This window comes from Microbacterium sp. RU33B (assembly GCF_900155915.1).
Taxonomy (GTDB): domain Bacteria; phylum Actinomycetota; class Actinomycetes; order Actinomycetales; family Microbacteriaceae; genus Microbacterium.
On sequence record NZ_FTPO01000001.1, the window covers coordinates 926,549 to 952,855 of the forward strand.

Sequence of the window (26,307 nt, forward strand, 5' to 3'; positions counted from 1 at the left end):
CTGGCTCAGCGACCGGCGGCGTAGCCCTGCATGCCGCGCGGGTTCGCCGCGGCCCACAGGGTGCCGGTCTCCCGGTCGATGCCGACGGCCGAGAGACGACCGAGGCGCCAGTCGCCTGCGCGCGTGACGACGTGTCCGCGCCGCTCGAGGCCGGCGATGACGTCGTCGCCGAGGCGGTCCTCGACCACGAGGCCGCCCGGCTCCCACGTGCGGGGCCAGAACGAGTCGACGAGAGCCGTCGTGTGCAGGGTGGGGGCGTCGATCGCCTCCTGCGCGGAGAGGCCGCCCACGAGCATCCGGAGCAGCATCGGCAGCTGCCACTGGTCCTGCTGATCGCCGCCGGGCGTGCCGAGGGCCATGATCGGGCGGCCGTGCTGCAGCACCAGCGTCGGCGTCAGCGTCGTGCGCGGGCGCGTACCCGGACGCAGAGCCGACGGCGACTCCTCGTCGAGCCACGTCATCTGCAGGCGCGTTCCCAGGCAGAAGCCCAGCGACGGGATCGTCGGCGAGGACTGCAGCCAGCCGCCGGACGGCGTGACCGCGATGATGTTGCCCCAGCGATCGACGACGTCGATGTGGCACGTGTCACCGCGCGTCTCGCCGGAGCGTGCCACGGTCGGCTCGCCGGCACCCGCCGCGCGCTCGGAGCCGCTGCTCGTGCGCAGGGGCGGGCGGAAGGGCGTGCGGCCCGGGACGTCGCCGGGGCGCCACTCGTGCGAGGCCCGTGGACCGAGGGCGCTGCGACGCCGTGTCGCGTAGTCCTCCGAGAGCAGCACGTCGAGCGGAGCTCCATCGCCGAAGTAGGCGTCGCGGTCGGCGAGGACGAGCTTGAGCGTCTCGGCCACGGTGTGCGCGCCCTCCTCGGTCGCCACGTCGAGGTCTTCGTCGGGCAGCGGCTCCAGCAGACGCAGCGCCGCGAGGAGAGCAGGACCCTGGGTCCACGCGCCGGCCTTGGCCACGGTGTACCCGCGGAAGTCGGCGGAGACCGCATCCTCGTATCCGGCTCGGAATCCCGTCACATCGGCCTCGGTCAGGACGCCCGCATGATCGGTGCTGGTCGAATGGCGGTGCGGGGCGGCGAGGAACGCGGACGCCTCCCGGCCCACGACGGCGGCCCACTCCGCGCGGGCGGCGTCGACGCGCGCGGCACGATCGCCCGCAGTGGCCGAGGAGACCGTGGCCAGCCGCCCCAGCACCGCCGCATAGGCCGGATTGCGGTGCAGGCCGCCCGTGACGGGCGGCCGCCCCTCGGGCAGCCACAGCGAGGCGGAGGTCGGCCAGTGCTCGGTGAACAGCTCGGCCACGCGGCCGATCGTCGCGACCGCAGCCGGGACGAGCGGGGCACCGTCGCGCGCGTAGCCGATCGCATACGCCAGCACGTCGGACACCTCCCACGTGCCGTGATCGCGCAGCAGGAGCAGCCAGGCATCGACGGCGGCGGGGATGGCTGCGGCGAGGCCGCCGGCGCCGGGGACGAGATCGAGACCCTCCGCGCGCATGTGGGTGATGGTGGCGCCGGCGGGCGCCGGACCTTGCCCCATCAGCACGGTCGGGGCCGCGGCGTCGCCGCGCTGGAAGATTCCCACGAGGTCGCCGCCCGGACCGTTCAGGTGCGGCTCGACGAGGTGCAGGACGAAACCTCCGGCGACGGCTGCGTCGAACGCGTTTCCACCGCGCTCGAGCACGGCCTGGGCCGACGCCGTCGCGATCCAATGCGTCGACGCGGCCATGCCGAACGTGCCCCGCAGCGTCGGCCGGGTCGTGTCCGCGGGGACTGCGAATGCGTGAGTCACGCGCGCGTGCGGGCGATCCACGCCTCGACCTCGTCGGCCGTGCGCGGGATTCCCGCCGAGAGGTTCTCCGGGCCGTCGGCGGTCATGAGGATGTCGTCCTCGATGCGCACGCCGATCCCGCGGTATTCCTCCGGGACCGTGAGGTCGTCGATCTGGAAGTAGAGGCCGGGCTCGATCGTGAAGACCATGCCGGGCTCGAGGATGCCGTCGTAGTACATCTCGCGGCGGGCCTGGGCGCAGTCGTGGACGTCGATTCCGAGGTGGTGGCTCGTGCCGTGCACCATGTAGCGGCGCTGGTGCCCGCCGGTCTCGGTGTCGAGCGCCTCCTCGGCGGTGACCGGGAGGAAGCCCCACTCGGCGACGCGCGTGGCGATGACCTTCATCGCAGCCTCGTGGATCGTGCGGAAGCGCACACCCGGCTGAGCCGCCGCGAAGGCGGCATCGGCCGCTTCGCGGACGGTCTCGTAGACCGTGCGCTGGACCTCGGTGAAGGTGCCGCTCACGGGGAACGTGCGGGTGATGTCGGCCGTGTACAGGCTGTCGACCTCGACTCCGGCGTCGATCAGGATGAGATCGCCCGGCACGACGGCTCCGTCGTTGCGCGTCCAGTGCAGGTAGCACGCGTGGGGCCCGGACGCGGCGATCGTGTCGTAGCCCACCGTGTTGCCGTCGCTGCGCGCGCGCTGGTGGAACACGCCCTCGACGATGCGCTCTCCGCGCGGGTGGTCGATGATGCGGGGGAGCTCGCGCACGATGTCGTCGAAGCCGTTCGCCGTCACATCGACCGCGAGGCGCATCTGCGCGATCTCGTAGTCGTCTTTCACGAGTCGCAGCTCCGACACGTATCGGGTGAGCTCCGCGTCGTCGCCCACGACGAGATCGCCGTCACGCGGGGAGAAGTCGTCGAGGTGGGCGGTGGCGATGCCGAGATCGGCGGCGACCCCGGCCAGCGCGGGGCGCGGGCCGATCCAGAACTCGCCGATCGAGGCATCCGAGTAGAACTCCGCCGTCGTGCGGTCGGCGCGCTCACGGAAATGCAGCGTCGCATCGTGACCGCCGTCGCCGCGCGGCTCGAACACCAGCACGGAACCGGGCTCGGAGTCGGAGGCCCAGCCCGTGAGGTGCGAGAACGCCGAGTGGGCGCGGAACGGGTAGTCGGTGTCGTTGCTGCGCTGCTTGGGCTCGCCTGCCGGCACGATGAGGCGCCTGCCGGGGAAAGCCGCCGACACCGCCTCGCGACGCGCGGCCGCGTACGGGGCCTCGGCGCGCTGCGCCGGAACGATGTCGGGCCGCTCGGCCCACCCCGTGGAGATCGTCTCGAGGAAGCCCGCACCATAGCCCTGACGACGATTCGTGGTCGTGTCGGTGGTGGCCGGAGCCTCTGCCTGCGTGTCCTGCGTCGCTGCGGTCTCGCCCGTCGTGCTCATGCATCCAGTCTCGCACGAGGCCGCCGACACGCGGGTGCTACCCGGCGGGCTCCAGCTGGACGACGAGGGGGCGGTGGTCCGATCCCGATCCGTCGAGCGAGCGGAGCACGAGGGAGCCCGTCGGACGCCACGCATCCGACACCAGCACGTGGTCGATCGGCGCGCCCAGGAGCGTCGGGATCTCGGTCGACCAGGTTCCGGCCGACCCGTTGCCGGTCTGCTCGGCGACGTCGCTGCAGCGGCCGAGGGTCGCCCCGTCCAGCCCGAGGCCGGCCATGTGGTCGACGGTCGCGTTGAAGTCGCCGGCGAGGATCACGTTGTCGGCGGCGCACTGGTCGGCGAGCCACTGCAGATCGTCGCGCCACGCCTGCATGTAGGCCTGGCGGGGCGCCACGGCGTGCGCCGCGACGACGATCGGACCGTTTCCGGACACGGGCATCGCGACCGCGCTGGGAACCGTCGAGGTGTTGCTCGTGCCGTCCTGCGAGGACTCGATGACGGAGTAGTCGCCGAGCTCGGGGGCGATGAGGATCGTCGTGGATCCGGCATCCCATTCCGTGGACGGGTTGTCGGCGTGGTGCGCCCACATCGGGTGGCCGAGCTCGCGCATCGCGATCGCGACCTGCTCGCCGGTCTGGATCGTGGTCTCGGGGAGCGTCACGATGTCGGCATCCATCGCGACCGCGATCTGGGCGATCTGCTGGGCCGACGTGGCGGCGCCGGCGGTGTTCCAGGTGAGCACGCGTACGCTCGTCTCGGTCTTGGCCGGCAGCTCGTCCGTGCCCGTCCCCCGCGAGGTCACGATGACACCGTTCGCGACCACGCCGACGAGCGCGACGAGGGCGACGGATGCCGCGAAACCGCGGATCGGGCGGGCGAGCAGGAGCAGCAGCGCCAGCACGAGGACGGCGGCGAAGGCCAGCAGGAGCAGGGTGCGGAACGAGACGATCTGGGCGATCGGGAAGTACCTCTGGACGCGGAAGAACGAGGGCCAGGTGAGCACGGCCGTCACGATCGCGAGCGCGACGGTCACGAGGATTCCGAGCAGTCGCAGCACGTCCAGGACTCTATGTCAGCAGTCTGGGAAACCTCCGGATCGCGCGGCTGCGCGGCCGTCTCCGCGTCCGACGTCCGGACCGCGCGATACGCTCGGAGCATGCAGCGCGAGCCGGGGTCGGAGGGACGCCGGATCACCGGTCCCAGCGATCTTCACCTGCACTCGATCCGCTCCGACGGCACAGAGTCGCCCGCGGAGGTCATGTCGGCCGCGCACCGCCACGGAGTGCGGACCGCGGCGCTCACCGACCACGACACGACGGCGGGCTGGGCCGAGGCGGCCGACGCGGCGACGTCGCTCGGGATGACCTTCCTCCCGGGCATGGAGATGTCGGCGAGAGACGAGTGGCGCAGCGTCCACGTTCTCGCATACCTGTTCGATCCCGACGACGCCGACCTCCGCGCCGAGACGGAGCGCATCCGCCTCGATCGGGTGGGGCGCGCCGAGCGCATCGTCCGCAACATCGGCCGCGACTACCCGCTCACGTGGGACGACGTGCTCTCCCACACCGGCTCCGGTGCGACCGTGGGTCGGCCGCACATCGCCGACGCCCTCGTGGCCCGCGGTCTCGCACGCACGCGGAGCGAGGCCTTCGACGGCATCCTGCATCCGCGCGAGGGCTACTACGAGGGTCACTACGCACCCGACCCGCGTCGCTCGGTGAGCCTCATCGTCGCGGCCGGGGGAGTGCCGATCATCGCGCATCCGTCGTCGGCCGGCCGCTCGCGGATGATGTCGCGCGAGCTCCTCGAAGAACTCATCGCGCTGGGCCTCGCCGGCTTCGAGCTCGATCATCGGGAGAACACGGAGTCGGGCACGAAAGTCCTCCGTCGGATCGTCGCGACGCACGACCTCATCGTCACCGGGTCGAGCGACTACCACGGAGTGGGCAAGCCCAATCTGCCCGGGGAGAACACCACCGCGGACGACATGGTCGCCCGCATCATCGCCCGTGGAACGGGAAGCGCCCCCGTCTTCCCCTGAGGGAAGACGAGGGCGCACCGGAGAGGCGATCGCCGATCAGGCCAGAGCCTTGGCCTTCAGCGCGTCGAACTCGGCCTGCGTGATCGAGCCGGCGTCGAGAAGGGCCTTCGCCTTCGCGATCTCCTCCGACGGGCTCGAGCCGGCCACCTGCTTGATGTAGTCGTCCTGCGCGGACTTGAACTCGCGTGCGGCCTCGGCCGAGCGCTGTCCCATGCCCTTGCCGCGGGCGATGAGGTAGATCAGCGCCGTGATGATGGGGAAGAAGATGAGGAAGAAGATCCACACGGCCTTCCACCCGCCCGCGAGCTTGTGATCGCGGAACAGGTCGCCGATGATCGCGAACAGCGCGAACAGGTACGACACGAAGATGAACGCCCAGAGGAACCACCAGATGAGGTCTCCGATGGAACCCCAGAAGCCCTGGTATTCCACTGCGGTCTCGATAACTCGCACGATGTGTGCCTTTCAATGAGGGGGCCGCGGCAGTGTCTGCCGCCGCCCTCACCCTAGCGCTCCGCATTCGGGCTCGACAGCGGGTGACGGCGGAGGTCGCGGGCCGTCTCACCCGATGCGGGCGAGCGCGATCAGACCGCCGGTGCGCCGCCGGTGCGCGGACCGCGACGCCGGCGACGTCGACGGGCCGGTGCGGGGTGGCCGTCGTGATGCTCGCTGCCGCCCCCGTCGTGGGTGCCTGCGCCGTCGACGGACCGGGTCTCACCCGATCCGTCGCCGGATCCGGATGCCGCGGAGGCCGGCGCGTCCGCGGCGAACGTCGCCCCGACACGAGCCTCTTCCGAGCCGCGCGTGCGGCGACGGCGACGGCGGGTGGTGCCCTCGTCGGTGCCCTCGGCCGCGGCATCCGCTGCCCGTGCGGGCTGCTGCTGCGTGCGCACCGTCTGGGTCTTGGGCGCCGTGACGAGGCGGCCCTTCGTGCCGGCGGGGATGTCGAGGTCTTCGTACAGGTGCGCGCTCGAGGAGTACGTCTCGATGGGCTCGGGCTTGCCGAACTCGAGGGCCCGGTTGATGAGGGCCCACTTGTGCAGGTCCTCCCAGTCGACGAACGTGACGGCGATGCCGGTCTTGCCGGCGCGTCCCGTGCGTCCGACGCGGTGCAGGTACGACTTGTCGTCGTCGGGGATCGTGTGGTTGATCACGTGGGTCACGTCATCGACGTCGATGCCGCGCGCGGCGACATCCGTCGCGATGAGCACGTCGCGCTTGCCCGCCTTGAATGCGGCCATGGAGCGCTCGCGAGACTCCTGGCTCATGTCGCCGTGGACCGCCGCCGCGTTGAAGCCGCGGTCTCCCAGCTCGTCGACGAGACGCTGCGCCGCGCGCTTGGTGCGCGTGAAGATGACCGTCTTGCCGCGGCCCTCCGCCTGGAGGATGCGGGCGATGACCTCGTCCTTGTCGAGCGAGTGCGCGCGGTACACGAGGTGCTTGATGTTGGCCTGCATCAGACCTTCGTCGGGGTCGGTGGCCCGGATGTGGATCGGGTTCGACATGAAGCGGCGTGCGAGCGCGACGATCGGACCGGGCATGGTCGCCGAGAAGAGCTGGGTGTGGCGGATCGCGGGGATCTTCGTGAAGATCTTCTCGATGTCGGGGAGGAAGCCGAGGTCGAGCATCTTGTCGGCCTCGTCGAGCACGACCTCGGTCGCGTTCGAGAGGTCGAGGAGCCGCTGGTTGTTGAGGTCGATGAGGCGCCCGGGGGTGCCCACCACGATCTGCGCGCCGGCCTTGAGCTGCTCGATCTGGCCTTCGTAGGCCTTGCCGCCGTAGATCGCCACGACGCTCGTCGAGCGGTTGCGGGTGAGCATGTCGATGTCTTCGTAGACCTGCACGCAGAGTTCGCGCGTCGGCACCACGATGAGCGCCTTGACGCCGTGGGAGGGGTCGAGCCCGAGGCGCTGCACGACGGGGATGCCGAAGCCGAAGGTCTTTCCGGTGCCCGTCTTGGCCTGTCCGATGATGTCCTGGCCGGGGAGGCCGAGGGGGATGGTCTGCTCCTGGATGGGGAACGCGTCCACGATGCCCTTGGACGCGAGCGCGTCCACGATGTCCTGGTCGACGCCGAGTTCGGCGAAGGTCGTCACGATATGTGCCTGTCTGGCGGCCGAGGAAGTCCGCCTGGGAGTGAGTCTGTCCACGCCTTCTCGCTCATCCACAGGCGCGGTGCCCCGATCCGACGCCGAGGGCTGAAGTGCAGTCTATCGGGAGACGTGCGCGAGGCCGGTCTAGGCTGGCTGCGTGGTCGAGTGGTTCTGGAAGCGTCGTCGCCCCGAGGGCCGGGCGCTCTCCCTCAAGACGAAGGGGGAGCTCTCCGATGCGACGCGCGTCGACTTCGAGGAGCTCGCGCCCGAGATCGACACGTTCCTCGGGCAGGCCGCCTACCTGCAGCTCGGGTACTTCGAGACGCTGACGCGCCTCATCCGGGCCACGCCGGGCCTCTCCGACAAGGAGGCGCTGTCGCGCGCGGCCGGTGCTGCGCTCACGAAGCACCAGGCCCTGGTCGAACTCATCCGCGAACGCGGCGATGACCCGACCGAGATCATGCTGCCTTTCCGCGAGCAGCTCGACGCCTTCCGCCGTGAGACGCTGGGCGCGCGACCGCAGGAGACCATGCTGTCCGTCCACCTGACGGCCGGGATGCTCGACGACTTCTACACCGCGCTGTCCTCCAGCTACGGCGACACCGGTCGCCGCGTGGCCGAGATCCTCCGCGCCGACCACGATCGGGGCGCCATCGTCGACATCGTGAACGCGACCATCGCGAGCGATCCGGAATGGCGTTCGCTGCTGGCCCTGTGGGGACGGCGACTGGTCGGCGACACGCTGCTGGTCGCCCGATCCGCCCTGCGCCCGTCGCGCCTCGCCGTCGCCGACGAGAAGAAGGTCGAGCCCGTGTTCACCGAGCTCATGGGCGCCCATTCCCGCCGGATGGATGCGATGGGCCTCGCGGCCTAGGTCCGGATGCCGCGGCATCCGGATGCCGCGTCAGGAGATCTTGAGGCGCGCGCGTTCGCGTGCGTCGTGCTCGCGGCGCAGGCGCGTGAGCATCGATCCGGTCGGGAAGACGACCAGGGCGGGGACGACGAGCGTCACCAGCCACAGCAGCGGGTTGTCGACGGCGAATCCGGCCCACGTGAGGATCATCCAGGCGAGACCCGCCACCAGGGCGCCGAGGATCGGCAGCACGGCCGCGCCACGGGAGTCGCGACCGGAGAGGACGAAGTGCGCCGCGGTGCCGATGGAGGCGCCGACGATGAAGCCGAGGAGGATCTCCACGAGCGTCTCGCGTCAGGCGACGAAGCCGACGCGGCGCGTCTCTTCGGACCCGAGCTCGACGAACGCGAGGCTCGCGGTCGGAACGATGTAGGAGCTTCCCTTCGCGTCGACGAACGTCACGTGGGTCGCGCCGGAATCGAGTGCGGTCGCGACCGACTTCTTGACGGCGTCGGCCGATTCGTTGGTCTCGAGGTTGAGCTCTCGGCCGGTGTTGGCGATGCCGATGCGGATCTCCACTTGAGGGTCCTTCCTGCGGCGCCGGGTGCGCCGTCCGTCGTGCGGGGAGGCCGTGAGCCTCCCGCATGGGCAACTCTACGACACGGCGAACGACCCCCGGCCGTGGCCCGGAACGCTGACGGCGAACGCCGGGTGCGGCATCCGCCGGGGTGCTCGCGGCGGCCGCTCGGTGTCGGTGCAGCGAGGTAGCGTGCTGGTGTGGACTCCGGGGAGGATACCGGCGCGATGCGCACGCCGGACGCGCAGCAGCGCGCCGTCATCGCGCTGCCCGCCGACGCCTCGGGCGTCGTCGTGGGGGCGCCGGGCACCGGGAAGACCACCGTGCTCGCCGAGCGGGTCGCGGCGCTCCTCGCGGGTGGAGTCGCAGGTACCCGACGCCTCGACGCCGACGAGATCGTGGTGCTCACGCCCACCCGGCAGACCGCCACGGCGCTCCGCGACCGGCTCGGTGCAGGGCTCGACCTGGCCACCCCCGGCCCCCTCGCGCGCTCGGTGGCGTCGTTCGCCTTCCAGATCGTGCGCGCCGCGGCGGTCGCCGCCGGCGAGCCGCCGCCGCAGCTGCTGACGGCGGGCGACCAGGATCGCATCATCGCCGAGCTCCTCGCCGGCGACGAGCAGGATGCCGAGTCGGGTCTCGCCGACCGCTGGCCGGAAGAGATCGGCCCGGCGCTGCGCGGCTCACGGCAGTTCCGCGCCGAACTGCGCGCGCTGGCGGCCGAGTGCAGCGAACGCGGCATCTCGCCGCTCGAACTGGCGGCTGTGGCGGAGGCGTACGATCGCCCCGTCTGGACGGCGGCCTCCTCCTTCTTCCGGGAGTACCGCGACACGCTCGGCGCCATGCGCACGGCGCATCGCGATCCGGCCGAGCTCGTGCGCGAGGCGGCCGGCCGCCTCGCGACGGCGCCCACGGGTGACGAGGGGGTGCGCGTGCTCGGCCCGCTCGCCCGGCTCCGCGTCGTGCTGGTCGACGACGCCCAGGAACTCACTCCCGGCGGGCTCGCGCTGCTGCGTGCGCTGCGGCTGCGCGGCATCGCGGTGCTCGCCTTCGGCGATCCCGACATCGGCTCCGGCTCGTTCCGCGGAGCAAGCCCGGCGCTCTTCGCCGACCTGTGCGACGAGCTCGGCGCCGTGTTCGTGCTCGACGTCCCGCACCGGGCGACGCCGGCCCTGACACGCCTGACGCGCGTGGCGACCGAGGCGATCGGGGCCTCCGGACGCGTCGACCATCGGCGCGCGCCCGGGCCGACCGTCGACGACGTCGAGGTCACGACGATCGTCGCGGCGTCGCCGTTCGAGGAGATCGACCGCATCGCGCGCGTGCTGCGCGAATGGCACGTGCACGGCGAGGTGCCGTGGGGGCGACTCGCCGTGATCGCCCACGACACACGACAGGTCGCCGAACTCGAGGTCGAGCTCGCCGCACGGGAGGTCCCGACGCGCGCAGGCGCGCTGCCGCGCCCGCTCGGCGGCGAAGGCGTGGTCCGCGAACTGGTGCAGTTCGTCGCCCTCGGCATCCAGCCGCCCGACGAGCGGCCCTACGAAGCGCTCACGGCGGCGCTCCTCTCGCCCTTCGGAGGGCTGGATGCCGTGAGCCTGCGCCGTCTGCGGGCGCGGCTGCGCCATGCGGCCCTGCGCGTGGCGCAGGAACCGGGTGCTCCTCCTGCGCGCGCCGCGCGGGAGCTGCTGTGCCACGCGATGGCGCACCCGCTCGGGCTGTCCGACATGACTTCGCCCGAGGGCAGGGCTGCCGAGCGCGTCGCGACCACGCTCGCGCGCGTGCACGCCGAAGCCGAACGGGGCGCGCATGTGCACGAGCTCCTGTGGATCGTGTGGGATGCCGCGAGAGACATCTCCGGACGCGCGCTCTCGAGGGTGTGGACGGAGCTGGCGGGTTCGCCGGGGGTCTTCTCGGCGGAGGCGAATCGCGCCCTCGACGCCCTGGTCGCGCTGTTCGACGCCGCGAAGCGGTTCGTCGAGCGCGCGCCCCAGGAGCGGCCGGTCGTCTTCATCCGCCGCATCCTCGACAGCGCCGTTCCCGAAGACATCCTCACGGCCCCGGATCGGGCGGAGTCCGTCGCGGTGCTGACCCCCGCGTCGGCCCTCGGCACGGAGTTCGACGGCGTCGTGATCGCGGGGCTCCAGGACGGGGTCTGGCCCAACGTGCGGCTGCGCGGGGGAACGCTGGGCACCTGGAGACTGGCCGACGACATCGCGGCCTGGCGCGCCGGGCTGCCCGAGCCGGTCGCTCCCGCCGTGCTCGACCGCCGCCGTGCCGCACTGCACGACGAGCTGAGGCTCTTCGTTCGGGCCGCCTCGCGGGCGCGCACGCGTCTCGCCGTGACCGCAGTCGACGACGATGATCTGGGGCCGAGCCCGCTGCTGTCGTTCCTTCCGGAGCCCGATGCCGACGGGGGCGTCGCGGCGGCCGAGGCGGAGCATCCGCTGACCCTTCGCGGTCTCGTCGCCCAGCACCGGCGAACGCTCACGAGCGGGTCCACGGGCGCCTCCGACGCGCGCCGCCGCGCCGCCGAGCAGCTGGCGGTACTCGCGCGGGAGGGCGTCTCCGGGGCGGCCCCCGACCAGTGGTTCGGCATCACGGCGTCGTCGTCGATCGGTCCGCTGCGCGACCCCGACCGCACGCCGGTCCCCGTGTCGCCCTCCAAGCTGACGACGTTCCAGGACTGCGCACTGGACTGGGCGATCCGGGCGCTCGGGGGCGATACGAGGTCGTGGTCGGCCGGAGCCGGCACGATCCTCCATGCCGCGATGGAGGACGTGCCGTCGGGCGATCTGGGCGAGATCCTGCAGATCCTCGACGAACGCTGGGGCGAGCTGGACTTCGAAGCCGACTGGCTCGCCCGCAAGGAGCGCACCTGGGCGGACCTGCTCGCCGAGCGGCTGCACCGCTACCTCACGACCTTCCACGCCCACGACGGCACGACGCTCGGCGCCGAGGCGCGGTTCCGACTCGCCGTGCAGATGGATGCCGAACCCGGCGCGGTGCCCGAGGTGCGCGTCGTCGCGCCCGAGACGCCGCGCCTCGACGGACGGTTCGCCGTGCTGAGCGGGTCGATCGACCGTGTCGAACGGTATCCGCCCGGACGAGGGGAGGACGTCCCCGTGGACCCCGCGCGGGCGGAGGCATCCCGCGTCCTCATCGTCGACCTCAAGACCGGACGATCGGAGACGCGCGTGAGCGACGACAAGGTCGTCGGCGACCCGCAGCTCGCGGCGTACCAGCTCGCACTCCTCGAGGGTCTCGTGCCCGGCGCGGACCCCGCCGACAACGCCGGGGCGCGGCTGATCGTGCTGTCGAAGAACACGGTGAAGAACCCGCATTACCGTCTCGCACGGCAGCAGCCCATGGGCGACGTCGAGCGGGCGGAGTTCCTCGGCGCGATCGTCGAGGCCGCACACGGCATGGCATCGGGATCGTTCGCCGCACCCGTCGATGCCCACTGCGCGACCTCTCGGTTCGGCGTCTGCGCGCTGCACACCGTGAAGGCGGTGAGCGCACCGTGACCACGCTCCGGGATGTCGGATGGACCGGCGGGCTGAGTCTTCCGGCCTCGGCGATCGCCGTCGCGCTCGGGCTCCCGCAGCCCACGCCCGACCAGACCGCGGTGATCGAAGCGCCTCCGACCCCCGCCCTCGTCGTCGCCGGTGCCGGCAGCGGCAAGACCGAGACGATGGCGGGGAGGGTCGTCTGGCTCGTCGCGAACGGGCACGTGCGCGCGGATGAGGTGCTCGGCCTGACGTTCACGCGCAAGGCGGCGGGTGAGCTCGCCGAGCGCATCCAGCGGCGGCTCGCGACGATCGGCGAGTACGAGCGGCGCGGACTGCTGCCGCACCTGCCCGTGCTCGTCCGGCGCGGTGACCTGGACGCCTTCTGGAAGGCGCACGCCGAGTCGTCGCCGCGCGTGCGCCAGGCCGAATTCGAACTCGTGCTCGACGGCCTCGCGACGGAGTTCGCTTCGGCACCGGCTTCCGTCTCTGCCGCCGCGGACTCGCTGCTCCAGCGGCCGCGAGTGGCCACGTACAACGCGTTCGCCGATGCGATCGTGCGCGAGCACGGGGCGCGGATCGGTCGCGATCCCGACTCCGCCCTCCTCAGCCAGTCGGGCTCGTGGCTCCTGGCCCGGCGGGTCGTCGTCGGATCGCTCGACCCTCGACTCGCCGCACGCGAGGAGTCGTTCGGGCACCTGGTCGACAATCTCCATCGGCTCGCCGGAGAAGTGCTCGACAACCGGGTCGACCTCGACGAGCTCGCGGCCTTCGGGCAGCGGTGGGATGAGGCGCTCGGCCACGCCACCTACCGCTTGAAGAAGGATCAGACCCCCGTCGACAAAGCCCGGCTGAATCTCTCCGCCCTTCCGCTGCTGGCGAGCCTCGTGCGCGACTACGCCTCGCGCAAACAGGAGGACGACACCCTCGACTTCGCCGATCAGGTCGCCGGGGCGCTGCAGATCATCGAGAAGGCACCGGATGTCGCCGCAGAGCTGCGCGACCAGTACCGGGTGGTGCTGCTCGACGAGTACCAGGACACGTCGGTCATCCAGACCGATCTGCTGGCCGAGATCTTCCGCGACACCGCGGTCATGGCGGTGGGGGATCCGCACCAGTCGATCTACGGGTGGCGCGGAGCATCCGCCGACAACCTCGCGGCCTTCGAGGCTGCCTTCTCCCGCACGGCGCCCTGCGGGTTCCACAGCCTCATGATCAGCTGGCGCAACGACCTCGCGGTTCTGGCGGCGGCGAACGCCCTTCTCGCGAACGCGCACGCGGCGCGGGTGGACGTCGGCACGCTTCAGCCTCGACCGGGCGTCGGCGACGGACGCGTCGAGCATGTGTTCGCGCCGAGCGTCGACGAAGAGGCGCGGAGTGTCGCATCGTGGTTCGTCGAGGTCCGCACACGGCACGAGGCCGAGCAGGATCGCCTCGCCGGAGAGCGCGCCGCGGCGGGCCTGGCGATCGAGAGACGAGCCCACTCCGGCGCCGTGCTCTTCCGGACGAAGCGCCACATGCGTCTCTTCTCCGATGCGCTCAACCGCGCCGGGGTCCCGAACCGCATCCTGGGGCTCGGCGGTCTCCTGTCCGCCCCCGAAGTCGTCGATGTGGTGTCGGCTCTCCGGGTCGTGCACGATCCCTCCCAGGGCTCCGCGCTGCTGCGGATCCTCTCCGGGCCGCGCTTCGCGGTGGGCATCCCCGACCTGGCGGCCCTTCACGCACTGGCGGAGACGCTGTCACGCCGTGACGAGACGCTCACGCCGTTCGACGACGACCTCGCCCAGCGCGTGCGCGGCTCCGCCGGCGCCGACGAGCAGGTGTCGATCATCGACGCGCTGGAGTTCGTCCGGCGGACGCCCGACGACTACCGTCTGCTCGCCGACATCACGCCGCTCGGACGCAGCCGGCTGCGCGAAGCGGGCGAGCTGTTCGAGCGGCTCCGGCGTGCCGTGGGCCAGCCGATCCCCGACCTGATCCGACTGATCGAGATCGAGCTGCGGCTCGATATCGAACTCGCCGCCAACGAGGCGCGGGGCGCCGCTCGTGTCGCGTCGTCGAATCTCCGGTCGTTCCTCGACGAAGTCCGCGCGTTCCTGCTGGCCGACGACCGAGGGTCGGTGGCGAGCCTCCTCGCGTGGCTCGACCACGCCGAAGACACCGATGAGCTCATGCCGCGGCCGGAGCAGCCCGAGCCGGGGGTCGTCCAGCTCCTTACGATCCACGGATCGAAGGGCTTGGAGTGGGATGCCGTCGCCGTCGTGCGCCTCGTCGACAAGGAGCTGCCGAAAGACCCGAGAACGGTCTCCGGATGGCTCGGGTTCGCCGTCCTGCCGTACGCGCTGCGGGGAGACCGCGACGCCCTCCCGCGGCTCGCGTGGGATGTCGGCGACGATCTCGACGACCTTCCCGCGGCGATCCAGGAGTTCCGGGAGGCGGATCGCGTGCACCAGGAGCATGAAGAGCGCCGACTGGCGTACGTGGCGGTGACGCGCGCGCGCACCGACCTGCTCCTCACCGGATCGCACTGGGCCGGGCAGACCGCGGCGAGGCCGCCGAGTCGGTACCTCGTGGAGATGCTCGCCGCGCTCGGGCGCGACGAGATCGATGCCGCCGATCCGGGAGAGAACCCCTACCTCGAGAAGGGCGGCCGCGTGCTGTCCTGGCCCCTCGACCCGCTCGGCGACCGCCGCGCGATCGTCGAGCGTGCTGCGGCGGCCGTCGACGACGCCGCGGAGGGGGAGCCGGAGCCCGACGACACGCTCCGCCGCCTGCTCGAGGAGAGCGCGCGACGCCGGCAGGGTCCGCCTCTGCACGCTCCGTCGCGCATCGGCGCGTCGCGCTTCAAGGACTTCGTCGGCGACTACGGCGGAGCTGTGCGGTCCGTCGCGCGGCCGCTGCCCGAGCGCCCCTACAACGAGACGCTGCGGGGAACGCTGTTCCACGCATGGGTCGAGCAGCGCTCCGGCATGGCGGGGGCCGGCACGTCTCTCGACGACGGGCTCTGGGAGCTCGACGACGACGCACCCGACACCGAGACGTCGCTGGCCGAGACGGCGGCGCTCGACGAGCTCAAGGCGATCTTCGAGGCATCCGAGTGGGCCGCATTGCAGCCGATCGAGGTGGAGATCGAGATCGACATCGTGCTGCCCGCGGCCGTCGGCCTCGGACACGTCGTGTGCAAGCTCGATGCCGTGTACCGACGCGCCGACCGCGGCGGCCGCATCGAGATCGTCGACTGGAAGACGGGTCGCCCGCCGCGCACGGCCGCGCAGCACGAGGAGCGGATGCTGCAGCTCGCGCTCTACCGGCTGGCCTACCACAAACGCTACGGCGTCCCCCTCGACGACATCGACGTCGCGCTGTACTACGTGGCCGACGATCTCGTCATCCGCTCGGACCGCGCGATGACCGAGGCCGAACTCGTGGCGCAGTGGAACTCCGCGCGAGCGGCGGAGGCTGTGCCGAGCGCGCCGGCGGATCCGTCAGCCGGCTGAGCCGGTCCAGCGCCGCAGGGCCGCGTCGGCGGCGCGAGATGCCTCGGCCTCCGCTTCGTCGGGCGAGAGGGCGTCCCCCGCGGCCGGGCGCGTCAGCGGAAGATCGACGGGAGCCGTCGACGTGTCGTCGGCATCGAACGCCCGGTCGGACCGATCGGCGTCCGCAGCGTCGTCCGTCACCGCATCCCGGCTTCCGTCGGGATCCGCCTCGTCGGCGGCGTCTCGCTCACCCTCCAGTTCCGACACCCAGAGCGCGAGCTCGGCCGGATCGTAGGCGTCGGTCTGCATCGAGGTGTCGACGTCGGCGGCGGGGGGAGCGGGGACCCGGTCGAGGAGGGCGATCGCGTCGTCGACGCCGAGGAGGTCGACGGGCGCGAGGTCGTCGCCCTGCACCCCGTCGGCGAGGGAGTCCAGCAGCGCGACCGCGTCGGCGACGATGTCGTCGCGACCGGCCTCGTGGCCGTGGACAAGCCACTTCGCGAACTCGAGTTCGGCGTAGAAGCGCGCGCGCTCGCGCAGGAAGGCATCGGGAGCGCGCCCGCTCGACTGCGCGTACGACGCGTAGACGTCGTCGGCGGCGATCGGGGCCGACGCCAGCCACTGCAGATCGGTGGCGGGATCGCCGACGGACAGGCCGTGCCACTCCAGTACGCCCGTCACCTGCGGAGCGCCGTCGACGTCTTCGAAGAGGAAGGATGCCGCTCCCGCGCCGCCCAGGGCGACGGCGGACTCGAACCGCCAGAGGCGGTCGGCGGCGAGCGCACGACGCCACCGGCGCAGCAGTCCCGGGTGCAGGCGGTGCGTGGCTTCCGCGCGATCGACGAGCCGACTGGCGTCGTCCCGCACCTGCTGCGGTGTCCGCACGGGCAGACCCTCGGTGCGCACGATGGAGAGGGGGAGAGCGTGGAGGGCGGCGAGAGCCTCGCCGAGCGACGACGCCGCACCTCGCCCGGCGGGCAGGTGCGCGGCGTCCACTCGGTATCCAGGAAGGAAGTCGACCACGATGGCGCGTGCGTCGCCGAGGCCGGTCTCGCCGAGCAGTTCCGGGGCGCGGAAGGGCAGGAGTCCGCGCACACCGGGGGTGAGCACGCGCAGCGCGCGGGCCTCGGCGGCGAGCTCGGCATCCGCCTCCGCATCGGCAGGCGCCCGCACCACGACACGTCGTCCGTCGGACAGATCGGCGACGGCGGCGTCGTAGCGTCCGGCCGCACCCTCCGTCAGAACCCCCACGCCCACGACGCCCGCCCGGGGCAGAGCCGAGGTGACGGACGCGGCTAGAGTGAGAGGTGAGCGTGCCATGTGCCCAGGGTAGGTCTGGTCACGGCTCGCAACCTCGCGCCACGCCCTGGCGCGTCGAGCACGGGTGATGGGGGGTTCGCGATGACGTCGCGAGAGCCCTCGCATCCCGCACCGTCACCGCTCGTCGGACTCGATCGCTCGGGCGACGAGCGCTCGGAGTCGCTGCTCGACGATCTGCGAGCGGATGCCGCGACGAAGGTGCTCGTGCTGTCCGGCGACACCGCTCCGCTGGCCGCATCCGGCGCACTGCTGTACGTCGCTCCGGGCGACGCGCCGTCGGATGCTCAGTGGGCCTTCCTCGGACGCGGCGAGGACGGACGCTCGGTGGTCGCTGCCGTCGTCGGGCGCCGCGAGGGCGAGCTCTTCCCGGCGCCGGCGGGGTGGGGGAGTCTGCGGACGATCGGCGGCTCCCTGTCGGCGGAGGATGCCGGAGCATTCGTCGAGGCGCTGAGCGTCGGACGCTGGCTGCTCGACGCGCCCTTCTGCCCCGCGTGCGGGGGGCGAACCGAGGTGCGCAACGCCGGCTGGTCCCGTCACTGTCCCCCCTGCGGCCGCGAGCACTTCCCGCGCACCGATCCGGCGATCATCGTCGCCATCACGAGCGCGCGCCACCCCGATCGGCTCCTCCTGGGTTCGAATGCGCTGTGGGAGCGTCAGCGCTACTCATGCTTCGCCGGCTTCGCGGAGGCGGGGGAGTCGCTCGAGTCCACGCTCGTGCGCGAAGTGCGCGAGGAGGCGGGCATCGAGGTCACCGACATCCGTTACCGAGGATCGCAGGCATGGCCGTATCCGCGCTCGCTGATGCTCGGATTCCTCGCGACGGCCGTCGATGACGACGCGGCCCGGGCCGACGGCGAGGAGATCGCCGACGTCCGCTGGTTCGAACGCGACGAGATCGGGGCGGCGCTCCGCGGCGAGGGCGACATCGTGCTCCCGGGAGGCGCATCGATCTCGCGGCGCCTCATCGAGGATTGGCATGCGGGCGCATGAGCGCCCTGGACGGACTCGACCCGCGGCAGCTCGAGGCGGTCACGACCCTGCGCGGGCCGCTCGTCGTTCTCGCCGGTGCGGGCACGGGCAAGACGCGCGTCATCACGCACCGCATCGCGCACGGCGTCGACACCGGCGCGTACTCGCCCGGACGCGTGATGGCGGTGACCTTCACGGCGAAAGCCGCGGGTGAGATGCGCGGGCGACTTCGTGCGCTCGGCGTCGAGGGCGTCGCGGCTCGCACCTTCCACGCCGCAGCCCTCGCACAGCTGAACTTCTTCTGGCCCCAGCTCACGGGCGACTCGGCCCCCACGATCGCCTCGAACAAGGTGAAGCTGCTGGCGCACGCCGCCGATGCGATCGGCATCGATCCGGATGTCGCGACCCTCCGCGACGTCGCAGGCGAGATCGAGTGGCGGAAGGTCCGCATGCAGAGCATCGAGGACTATGCGGCGACGCGCACCCGCGGCATCGGCCGGCTGGAGGTCGCGCGGGTCGTCGACCTTCAGCGCTCCTACGAGAAACTCAAGGACGAGCGGCGGCAGCTGGACTTCGAGGACGTCCTGCTGGCGTGCGCGGGGATGCTGGAGGCCGAGCCCCAGGTGACCCAGGCCGTGCGCGAGCAGTACCGGCACTTCACGGTCGACGAGTTCCAGGACGTGTCACCCCTGCAGCATCGTCTGCTGGATCTGTGGCTCGGCGACCGGCGGGATCTGTGCGTCGTGGGGGATGCGAGCCAGACGATCTTCTCGTTCGCCGGCGCGGACTCGTCCTTCCTCCTCGAGTTCGAACGGGAGCACGAAGGTGCGCGCATGGTGCGGTTGGAGGTCAACCACCGTTCCGACGCGCCGATCCTCGCCGTCGCGAACGCACTGATGCGCGATCGTCCGGGCGCGCTCGAGCTCGTCTCCGCGCGAGGGGACGGCGGTGTCGTCCCCGATTGGACGGAGTTCGACGACGATGAGGCCGAGGCGCGGGCGGTCGCATCGCGGATCTCGGCGCAGATCGCCCGAGGCATCGACCCTCGCCGCATCTGCGTGCTGTACCGCGCCCACGCGCAGTCGGCGGAGATCGTCCGCGCACTCTCCGACGCCGGCATCGCCTCGACCGTCCTCGGCGGCCGTCGCTTCTTCGAGCTGCCGGAGGTGCGCCAGGCCGTCATGGAGCTCAGGGCGGCATCCGTCGCGCCGAACGATCGCGGCTTCGTCGACACCGTGCGCTTCATCCTCCGTGAGCGCGGCCTGACCGACGATCCGCCGGAGGCCGGCGGCGCACTCCGTGACGCGTGGGAGGCCCGGGCGGCGCTGCTGCGTCTGGCAGAGGAGGCGCCCGAGGGCACGACGCTGCGCGAGTTCGCCGATGAGCTCGTCTCGCGCGCGAAGGCGCAGGACGAGCCCGCGCTGCAGACGGTGACCCTGGCGACCCTGCACGCGGCGAAGGGCCTCGAGTGGGATCACGTGCACCTGATCGGGTTCGCCGAAGGGCTGCTGCCGATCGCCTACGCCACGACGTTCGAGCAGGTCGACGAAGAGCGACGACTCGCCTACGTCGGCATCACGCGGGCCGCGCGTACGCTCTCGCTCTCGTGGGGACGGGGGCCACGGGAGCGGCGGGCATCGCGCTTCCTTCGAGAGATCGGCAGTGGCAGTCTGCGTGCGGGCGATGCGCGCGCTGCGAACGGTGCAGCGAGCCGGCGCGCAGCGTCAGCGAGCGCGCACTCGAGCCCGCAGGGCGCCGCGCCGCGTCGCTGAGGAGTGCGGCCGAGGCGACACCGGCTTCGACGGCCAGTGCGCGTGACACCACGGGGGCCGGCCGGCCGACCAGCTGGGCCGCCAGGAGCGGCCAGGAGGGATCGGCGTCGCGTCGGTGGGCCGCGACGCAGGCGAGGCACGGCGACTCTCCCGGGCTCACCACCGGCCCGAGCTCGACGCCGCGTCCGGTGAAGACGACCGGGAGATGGACGAGGTCGTGACTCATGAGCGCCGCGGCGCGACGGGGCTCCACGAGGTGATGCGCGAGCACCACGATCGGCGAGCCGTGCAAGACCGGCGGTGACGCGGCCCGCCAGGTCTCCTGGACGACCGTCATGCCGGCGTCGCCCAGCGCAGCGCCGAACGCCTCGGTCGTCGAGCGCGGGAACCCCTCCGCCGTCTGCAGGGTCACGGTGCGGGGTGCGGATGCCGCAGCCGGCTCGAGGGCGCGGGCCAGGCGCGCGACGAGTCGTTCGGCGGCTCCGGGAGGCGCTCCCAGGGCGACGGCGACCATGTCGAGCGCCGCGTCGGGGACGCCCTGTTCGAGCGCGCGCACAAGGCGCTCCTGCCAGGGCTCGGGCTCGAACAGGATCGCGACGGGGACGACGCCGAACTGCAGCGTCGTCGGCGTGCGCCAGAGCGGAGGGTGGGCGGGATCCAGGCGCGGCATGTGCCGATCCTGACCTCTGCGCGACACCCGCCGCGGCTTGTCCACAGCTCCGAGGCTCAATTCAGGCGTGCACGAGGCCTGGGGAGGAGCGGATGCCTAGACCGGCCGGGGTCCCTCCGGCTCGTCGTCGCGCGTCTCGTCCTCTGCCGGTCCGGTCTCGTTCTCGGCCTCGCCCGCGAGCAGGGCCTCGAGCGCGTCGTCCATCTCGTCGCGCGCGGGCTCTTCGCCTCGGGCGCGCGCTTCGAGCCGGGCGACGAGCGCCGCCGGGTCGTCGATGTCCTCGGAGGTCGGGATCAGGTCGGGGTAGTCCCACAGGGCGTCGCGGGGCCCGACGCCCACGGCATCCGTCACCGCCCGCCACATCGCCGCCGCCTCGCGCATGCGCCGGGGGCGCAGCTCGAGGCCGACGAGCGCACCCAGCGCCTGCTCGGCGGGGCCACCCACCGCACGACGACGCCGCACGACCTCCGCGACGCGCACCGAAGACGGCAGGCGCGAGGTGGCGTCGGCCGTGACGACGTCCACCCAGCCCTCGATCGTGGCGAGGAGGTTCTCCAGTCGGGTGAGCGCCGTCTGCCCCTCCTCCGTGCGGACGATGAGCCCGCCCTCGGCGATGATGCTCTGCAGCTCCGCCGGGTTGGACGGATCGAAGCGCTCGGCGAGATCCTGGAGCTTCTCGTCGTCCATGCGCACGCCGCGGGCGGCTTCGGCGACATGCGAGATCACGTGCAGCCGCAGCCACTTCGCGTGCCGGAACAGACGCGCGTGCGCGAGTTCGCGCGCCGCGATGTACAGTGCGAGCTGGTCTTCGGGGATCTCGAGGTCGCGGCCGAAGTCGCTGAAGTTCTGCGGCAGGATCGCGGCCTCGCCGTCGGGCATCACCGGGATGCCGACGTCGCCGCCGCTCACGACCTCTTTCGAGAGGTTGCCCACGACGTGCCCGAGCTGGGTCGCGAACAGCGATCCCGCGACCGTGCGCATGAGGCGACCGGCGTTCTGCACGAGTCCCTGCATCTCCTCGGGCATCTGCTCGCGCAGCGCCGCGGTCATCGCATCGGCCATGCTCGTCGCGACGGGGGCCGCCAGCTCCTGCCAGACGGGGAGAGTCGCCTCGACCCAGCCGCCGCGCGTGAGCGGCTTGGGGGGATTCGGCAGGTCGGCGATCGTGGTGGCCTCGCTCAGCCAGAGGGTCGCCAGGGCGAACGCCTGGTCCATCTCGGAGCGCTCTCCCGTCGTGACGCCGTGGCCGTCCTGGTTCGCGATGTGCAGCGCCTGGCGCTTCGCGAGGTCCCACGAGATGCCGCCGTCGCCGGACTGCATCGCCCCCTGCAGATGCTGCATGACGGTCTGCATCATGGCCGGATCGATGCCCATTCCCGAGAGGCGCTCGAGCATCGCGGGGTCGAGGCCGCCCCCGCCACCGCCCAGCAGCTGTCGCATGAGCTCCTGGAATTCCTCTTCCGGAGTGCGATCTTCGTCTGCCACTTCAGCCGCCTTTCAGACACGTCTGCACGTCTCGATCTACGCTAGTCGCACGGATCATCGCTCCAGCTGGACGGGACCCGCTCGGTGTACGCCGGTCGCGAACGACCGTGACCCGCCCGCAGAGAAAGGCCGTCCGTGGCGCTGTTCGACGAGAACGTGGAGATCACCCCTGCTCCCCGGCGGCGCCTGCCGCGGGCGACGACGGCGGGGATCTGGGCCCTGACGGTGGCCCTCGTGCTGCTGCTGGTGATGACCTTCCTGCCCACGGCCTACGTCATCCAGCAGCCGGGGCCGGTGTACAACACGCTCGGCGAGGCGACTGCGGCCGACGGCACCAAGGTGCCGCTCATCCAGATCGACGGCGCCGAGACGTTTCCGACCGAAGGCGCGCTCGACCTCCTGACCGTGCAGGTCGTCGGCAACCGGGAGCGCACGCCGTCGTGGTTCGAGCTCGCGACGGCGTGGTTCCAGCCGAGCCGCGCCGTGCTGCCGCTCGACGCGGTGTTCCCTGCGGGCCAGAGCACCGAGGAGCGCAACGAGCAGAGCGCCGCCGACATGGTGGACTCGCAGAAGGAGGCCACCGCGGCCGCCCTCACCGAGCTCGGATACGACGTCAACCCGATGATCTCGGTGTTCACCGTCATCGAGGACTCCGCGGCCGACGGCGTGCTGCAGGAGGGCGACCTCATCCGCGGCGCGAACGGTCAAGAGGTGACCGACGCGACAGCATTGCGCGAGATCGTCAACGCCGGCGGGGGAGCGCCCGTGGATCTTCTGGTCGAGCGCGACGGCGAGGAGCAGACGATCGCGATCACTCCGAAGGAGACCGAGGTCGACGGCGAGTCCACGCTGCTGCTGGGCATCACGCTCCTGCACGACTACGAGTTCCCGTTCGAGGTGACGATCCAGCTCAACAACGTCGGCGGACCGTCCGCGGGGATGATGTTCGCACTCGGGATCATCGACACCCTGACGCCTGACGAGCTCAACGGCGGCGCGAACGTCGCGGGCACCGGGACGATCTCCGGCGGCGGGGTCGTCGGACCGATCGGCGGCATCCGTCAGAAGATGTGGGGCGCGGTGGATGCCGGGGCCACGTACTTCCTCGCCCCCGCCGCGAACTGCGGGGAGGTCGTGGACCACGTCCCGTCCGGGCTCCAGGTGTTCTCCGTCGAGGAGCTCGACGATGCGCTGGACGTGCTGGAGGCGATCCGCGACGACGGTGACCTCTCCGCCCTGCCCACGTGCGAGGCATCCTGAGCGGAAGCGGGCGGATCGCCCGATTACGCCCACGGCGATAGCGCGTTCTCTCGGCCGTCTCTCGGCGATCGCGCGGAATCAGCCCGCTTAGGATGGAACGGTGACCACGACCTCAGCGCCGAACCAGGCCACGCCCCCCCGCTCACGCCGCATCATCGCGATCACCCTGGCGATCATCGCCGCAGTGGTGGTCGCGTTCTTCGCGTTCGCGAACCTCTACTCCGAATGGCTCTGGTTCGACCAGCTCGGCTTCTCGCAGGTGCTCGTGACCCAGTGGGTCGCCCGAGTCGTGATGTTCGTGGTCGGATTCCTCGGCATGGCGGTCCCCGTGTGGCTCACCATCCAGCTCGCCTACCGCCTGCGCCCGGTCTACGCGCGTCTGAGCTCGCAGCTCGACCGCTACCAGGAGGTCGTCGAGCCGCTCCGTCGCCTCGCGATGTGGGGCATCCCGGTGTTCTTCGGCTTCTTCGGCGGATTCGCGGCATCGGCGCAGTGGGAGACCACGTGGATGTGGTTCAACGGCGTGCAGACGTCGGTGACCGACCCCGAGTTCGGACTCGACACGGGCTTCTACATGTTCGCGCTGCCGTTCTGGGGCGCCCTCGTCGGCTTCGTCTCGGCCGTGCTGCTCGTGTGCATCCTCATGACGGTCGTCGTGTCGTACCTCTACGGCTCGATGCGCGTCGGACAGCGCGAGCTGCGCATCTCCAAGGCGTCCCGCATCCAGCTCGCGATCCTCGCCGGGCTCTACCTCATGGTGCAGGCCGTGAGCCTGTGGCTCGACCGGTACCGCACGCTCGTCGAGCCGGCCAGCGGCGGCCGCATCACGGGCGCGGGCTACACCGAGACGAACGCGATCATCCCCGGACAGATGATCCTCGCGATCATCGCCCTCGTCGTGGCGGCGCTGTTCTTCCTCACGGCGATCATCGGCCGCTGGCGCTACCCGCTCATCGCGACCGCCCTGCTGGTCGTCTCGTCCATCGTCCTGGGGATCGGCTACCCGTGGTTCGTGAACACCGTGCAAGTGCGTCCGAACCAGTTCACGCTCGAGAAGCAGTACTACGAACGCAACCTCGAGGGCACGAAAGCCGCCTACGGCATCGACGGCCTGGAGAAGACCGACTTCACGGCGACGACGGATGTCGCGGCCGGCCAGCTGCGGGCGGACGCCGAGACCACGGCGCAGATCCGCATCATGGACCCGGCGATCATCAGCCCGACGATCCGTCAGCTCGAGCAGTTCCGCTCGTACTACCAGTTCCAGGACCCGCTCGACGTCGACCGCTACGAGATCGACGGCGTCTCGCAGGACACGATCGTGTCGGTGCGCGAGCTCGACGTGAACCAGCTCGGCCAGGCGGCATCGTGGTACAACACCGCACTCGTGTACACGCACGGCTACGGTCTCGTCGCTGCGAAGGGCAATGCCCGTGCCGCCGACGGAAACCCGGAGTTCCTCGAGCGCGGCATCCCCGCCAGCGGATTCCTCTCCGACCGGGAGAACTTCGAGCCCCGCATCTACTTCGGCGAGGAGTCGCCGGTGTACTCGATCGTCGGCGCCCCCGAAGGGACCCCCGACATCGAGCTCGACTATCCGTCCGGTGAAGACGGTGCGAACGAGACCAAGACGACGTTCTCGGGCGACGGCGGGCCGAGCATCGGCAGCGTTTTCAACCGTCTGATCTACGCCCTGAAGTTCCAGTCGGAGCAGATCGTGTTCTCCGACGCCGTGAACGAGGACTCGCAGATCCTCTACGACCGCGACCCCCGCGTCCGCGTCGAGAAGGTCGCGCCGTACCTCGAGCTCGACAGCGACCCGTACCCGAGCGTCGTGGACGGTCGCATCGTGTGGATCGTCGACGGGTACACCCTGAGCGCGAACTACCCCTACTCGTCGGTGGTCTCCCTGTCGTCGTCGATCGCCGACTCGAACAACACGGCGCCGCGCTTCGCGCTCGACAACATCAACTACATCCGCAACTCGGTCAAGGCCACGGTCGACGCCTACGACGGTTCGGTCACGCTCTACGCGTGGGACACGGAGGACCCGATCCTCCAGACGTGGCAGAACGTCTACCCGTCCACGCTCAAGCCCATCTCCGACATGTCGGCCGACCTCGTCAGCCACGTGCGCTACCCGACCGACCTGTTCAAGGTGCAGCGCGCCATGCTCGGCGTGTACCACGTCGACGACGCGCAGTCGTTCTTCCAGCGCGACAACGCGTGGGAGACGCCGAACGACCCGCAGAACGCCACGCGTCTGCAGCCGCCGTACTACCTGACGATGCAGATGCCCGGTCAGGAAGCGCCGACGTACTCGATGTTCACCTCGTTCATCCCGTCGTCCGAGGGCGACACGGCACGCAACGTGCTGCTGGGCTATCTCGCGGTCGACTCCAACGCCGGAAGCGAGGCGGGCACGAAGAGCGACGACTACGGCAAGCTCCGGATGCTGGAGATCAGCGCGACGACGACCGTGCCCGGCCCGGGTCAGGTGCAGAACACGTTCAACTCCGATGAGACGATCTCGTCGCAGATCAACCTGCTGAAGCAGGGTCAGTCCGAAGTGCTCAACGGCAATCTTCTGACGCTCCCCGTCGGCGGCGGTCTGCTGTACGTGCAGCCGGTGTTCGTGCAGGCCTCCAGCGGCACGCAGCTGCCGAGGCTCCGCAAGATCCTCGTGGCGTTCGGCGAGAAGGTCGCGTTCGAAGACACGCTCGCCGAGGCGCTCGACTCGCTCTTCGAGGGAGACTCCGGCGCGAACACGGGCGATGCCGACGTCGAGCCGACGCCGGATCCGTCGGTGACGCCGAACCCGGGCGAGACCGAGGCGCCGACCGATCCCGAGACGCCGACGGGTACGGAGTTCGAGATCGCGCTGCAGGAGGCCCAGCAGGCGATGATCGACCGCGACACGGCGCTGAAGGCGGGCGACCTCACGGCGTTCGCCGAGGCCGACGCCCGTCTCACCGCGGCGGTCGAGAAGCTCATCGCGCTGGGCGGCTGAACCGCCTGACGTGGGCGATGGCCGGGGACCGAGGTCCCCGGCCGTCGTCGTTCCT

The 26,307-nt window shown here is 71.3% G+C and carries 17 protein-coding genes; 8 read left to right on the top strand and 9 right to left on the bottom strand.

The features are described 5' to 3' along the window. Positions 1 to 5: 5 nt before the first annotated feature. From B0B14_RS04565 to B0B14_RS04575, 3 genes are read right to left on the bottom strand one after another with little or no spacing between them, the layout of a single operon-like run. A complete protein-coding gene (locus B0B14_RS04565; protein WP_083710475.1) occupies positions 6 to 1,730 on the bottom strand; it encodes a gamma-glutamyltransferase family protein in 1,725 nt (574 codons plus the stop codon). Positions 1,731 to 1,789: 59 nt separating this feature from the next. Beyond that, positions 1,790 to 3,220 (bottom strand): aminopeptidase P family protein, encoded by a 1,431-nt coding sequence (locus tag B0B14_RS04570; RefSeq protein ID WP_076680302.1) that lies wholly within the window; start codon positions 3,218 to 3,220, stop codon positions 1,790 to 1,792. 37 nt (positions 3,221 to 3,257) lie between these two features. Next, on the bottom strand, positions 3,258 to 4,277 hold the full coding sequence (locus B0B14_RS04575) for an endonuclease/exonuclease/phosphatase family protein (RefSeq protein ID WP_076680303.1): 1,020 nt from the start codon (positions 4,275 to 4,277) through the stop codon (positions 3,258 to 3,260). A gap of 99 nt (positions 4,278 to 4,376) precedes the next feature. Between B0B14_RS04575 and B0B14_RS04580 the strand changes: the two genes are divergently transcribed. Further along, positions 4,377 to 5,261 carry a PHP domain-containing protein gene (locus tag B0B14_RS04580; RefSeq protein WP_076680304.1) on the top strand — a complete coding sequence of 295 codons (885 nt, stop codon included), beginning with the start codon at positions 4,377 to 4,379 and terminating at the stop codon, positions 5,259 to 5,261. A gap of 36 nt (positions 5,262 to 5,297) precedes the next feature. Here B0B14_RS04580 and B0B14_RS04585 read toward each other — a convergent pair whose 3' ends face one another. Both B0B14_RS04585 and B0B14_RS04590 read right to left on the bottom strand, forming a co-directional pair. Further along, positions 5,298 to 5,714, bottom strand: a complete 417-nt coding sequence (locus tag B0B14_RS04585; RefSeq protein WP_143733619.1) for an SHOCT domain-containing protein — start codon at positions 5,712 to 5,714, stop codon at positions 5,298 to 5,300. A gap of 131 nt (positions 5,715 to 5,845) precedes the next feature. Then, positions 5,846 to 7,357: a DEAD/DEAH box helicase gene (locus B0B14_RS04590; protein ID WP_076680306.1), complete on the bottom strand. Its 1,512-nt coding sequence runs from the start codon at positions 7,355 to 7,357 to the stop codon at positions 5,846 to 5,848. A gap of 154 nt (positions 7,358 to 7,511) precedes the next feature. Between B0B14_RS04590 and B0B14_RS04595 the strand changes: the two genes are divergently transcribed. Beyond that, the gene (locus tag B0B14_RS04595; RefSeq protein WP_076680307.1) at positions 7,512 to 8,228 is read left to right on the top strand and encodes a ferritin-like fold-containing protein; all 717 of its coding nucleotides are present in this window, start codon (positions 7,512 to 7,514) and stop codon (positions 8,226 to 8,228) included. A gap of 30 nt (positions 8,229 to 8,258) precedes the next feature. Here the strand turns inward: B0B14_RS04595 and B0B14_RS04600 are convergent, their stop codons facing one another. Continuing rightward, positions 8,259 to 8,549 carry a hypothetical protein gene (locus B0B14_RS04600; RefSeq protein WP_076680308.1) on the bottom strand — a complete coding sequence of 97 codons (291 nt, stop codon included), beginning with the start codon at positions 8,547 to 8,549 and terminating at the stop codon, positions 8,259 to 8,261. Positions 8,550 to 8,561: 12 nt separating this feature from the next. Beyond that, entirely contained in the window at positions 8,562 to 8,786 is a 225-nt protein-coding gene (locus B0B14_RS04605) for a DUF3107 domain-containing protein (RefSeq protein ID WP_076680309.1), read from the bottom strand. 225 nt (positions 8,787 to 9,011) lie between these two features. Between B0B14_RS04605 and B0B14_RS04610 the strand changes: the two genes are divergently transcribed. Together B0B14_RS04610 and B0B14_RS04615 are read left to right on the top strand one after the other, a co-directional pair. Next, positions 9,012 to 12,308: a UrvD/REP family ATP-dependent DNA helicase gene (locus B0B14_RS04610; protein WP_076680310.1), complete on the top strand. Its 3,297-nt coding sequence runs from the start codon at positions 9,012 to 9,014 to the stop codon at positions 12,306 to 12,308. Then, positions 12,305 to 15,787, top strand: a complete 3,483-nt coding sequence (locus B0B14_RS04615) for an ATP-dependent helicase (RefSeq protein ID WP_076680311.1) — start codon at positions 12,305 to 12,307, stop codon at positions 15,785 to 15,787. Before B0B14_RS04610 ends, B0B14_RS04615 begins: the two co-directional genes overlap by 4 nt. Here B0B14_RS04615 and B0B14_RS04620 read toward each other — a convergent pair. Further along, a complete protein-coding gene (locus B0B14_RS04620; RefSeq protein ID WP_076680312.1) occupies positions 15,776 to 17,086 on the bottom strand; it encodes a phosphotransferase in 1,311 nt (436 codons plus the stop codon). The two genes, B0B14_RS04615 and B0B14_RS04620, sit on opposite strands and share 12 nt — an antisense overlap. Before the next feature lie 81 nt (positions 17,087 to 17,167). On the opposite strand from B0B14_RS04620, the gene nudC reads away from it, so the two are divergent. Together nudC and B0B14_RS04630 are read left to right on the top strand one after the other, a co-directional pair. Continuing rightward, positions 17,168 to 18,076 (top strand): NAD(+) diphosphatase, encoded by a 909-nt coding sequence (gene nudC / locus B0B14_RS04625; RefSeq protein WP_076680313.1) that lies wholly within the window; start codon positions 17,168 to 17,170, stop codon positions 18,074 to 18,076. Next, positions 18,073 to 19,827 (top strand): ATP-dependent helicase, encoded by a 1,755-nt coding sequence (locus B0B14_RS04630; RefSeq protein WP_076680314.1) that lies wholly within the window; start codon positions 18,073 to 18,075, stop codon positions 19,825 to 19,827. The genes nudC and B0B14_RS04630 overlap by 4 nt, the downstream gene beginning before the upstream one ends. A 766-nt stretch (positions 19,828 to 20,593) precedes the next feature. Here B0B14_RS04630 and B0B14_RS04640 read toward each other — a convergent pair. Then, on the bottom strand, positions 20,594 to 21,982 hold the full coding sequence (locus B0B14_RS04640) for a zinc-dependent metalloprotease (protein WP_076680316.1): 1,389 nt from the start codon (positions 21,980 to 21,982) through the stop codon (positions 20,594 to 20,596). A 135-nt stretch (positions 21,983 to 22,117) separates the two neighbouring features. On the opposite strand from B0B14_RS04640, the gene B0B14_RS04645 reads away from it, so the two are divergent. Together B0B14_RS04645 and B0B14_RS04650 are read left to right on the top strand one after the other, a co-directional pair. Then, the gene (locus tag B0B14_RS04645) at positions 22,118 to 23,242 is read left to right on the top strand and encodes a YlbL family protein (RefSeq protein WP_076680317.1); all 1,125 of its coding nucleotides are present in this window, start codon (positions 22,118 to 22,120) and stop codon (positions 23,240 to 23,242) included. Positions 23,243 to 23,342: 100 nt separating this feature from the next. Then, complete coding sequence (locus B0B14_RS04650; RefSeq protein WP_076680318.1) at positions 23,343 to 26,252, top strand: UPF0182 family membrane protein; 2,910 nt, start codon at positions 23,343 to 23,345, stop codon at positions 26,250 to 26,252. The last annotated feature ends 55 nt before the right edge of the window (positions 26,253 to 26,307 follow it).

Coding starts and splice junctions, on each gene's coding strand:
- B0B14_RS04565 (WP_083710475.1), bottom strand. CDS start 1,730: ATGGCCGCGTCGACGCATTGGATCGCGACGGCGTCGGCCCAGGCCGTG.
- B0B14_RS04570 (WP_076680302.1), bottom strand. CDS start 3,220: ATGAGCACGACGGGCGAGACCGCAGCGACGCAGGACACGCAGGCAGAG.
- B0B14_RS04580 (WP_076680304.1), top strand. CDS start 4,377: ATGCAGCGCGAGCCGGGGTCGGAGGGACGCCGGATCACCGGTCCCAGC.
- B0B14_RS04610 (WP_076680310.1), top strand. CDS start 9,012: ATGCGCACGCCGGACGCGCAGCAGCGCGCCGTCATCGCGCTGCCCGCC.
- B0B14_RS04620 (WP_076680312.1), bottom strand. CDS start 17,086: ATGGCACGCTCACCTCTCACTCTAGCCGCGTCCGTCACCTCGGCTCTG.
- nudC (WP_076680313.1), top strand. CDS start 17,168: ATGACGTCGCGAGAGCCCTCGCATCCCGCACCGTCACCGCTCGTCGGA.
- B0B14_RS04630 (WP_076680314.1), top strand. CDS start 18,073: ATGAGCGCCCTGGACGGACTCGACCCGCGGCAGCTCGAGGCGGTCACG.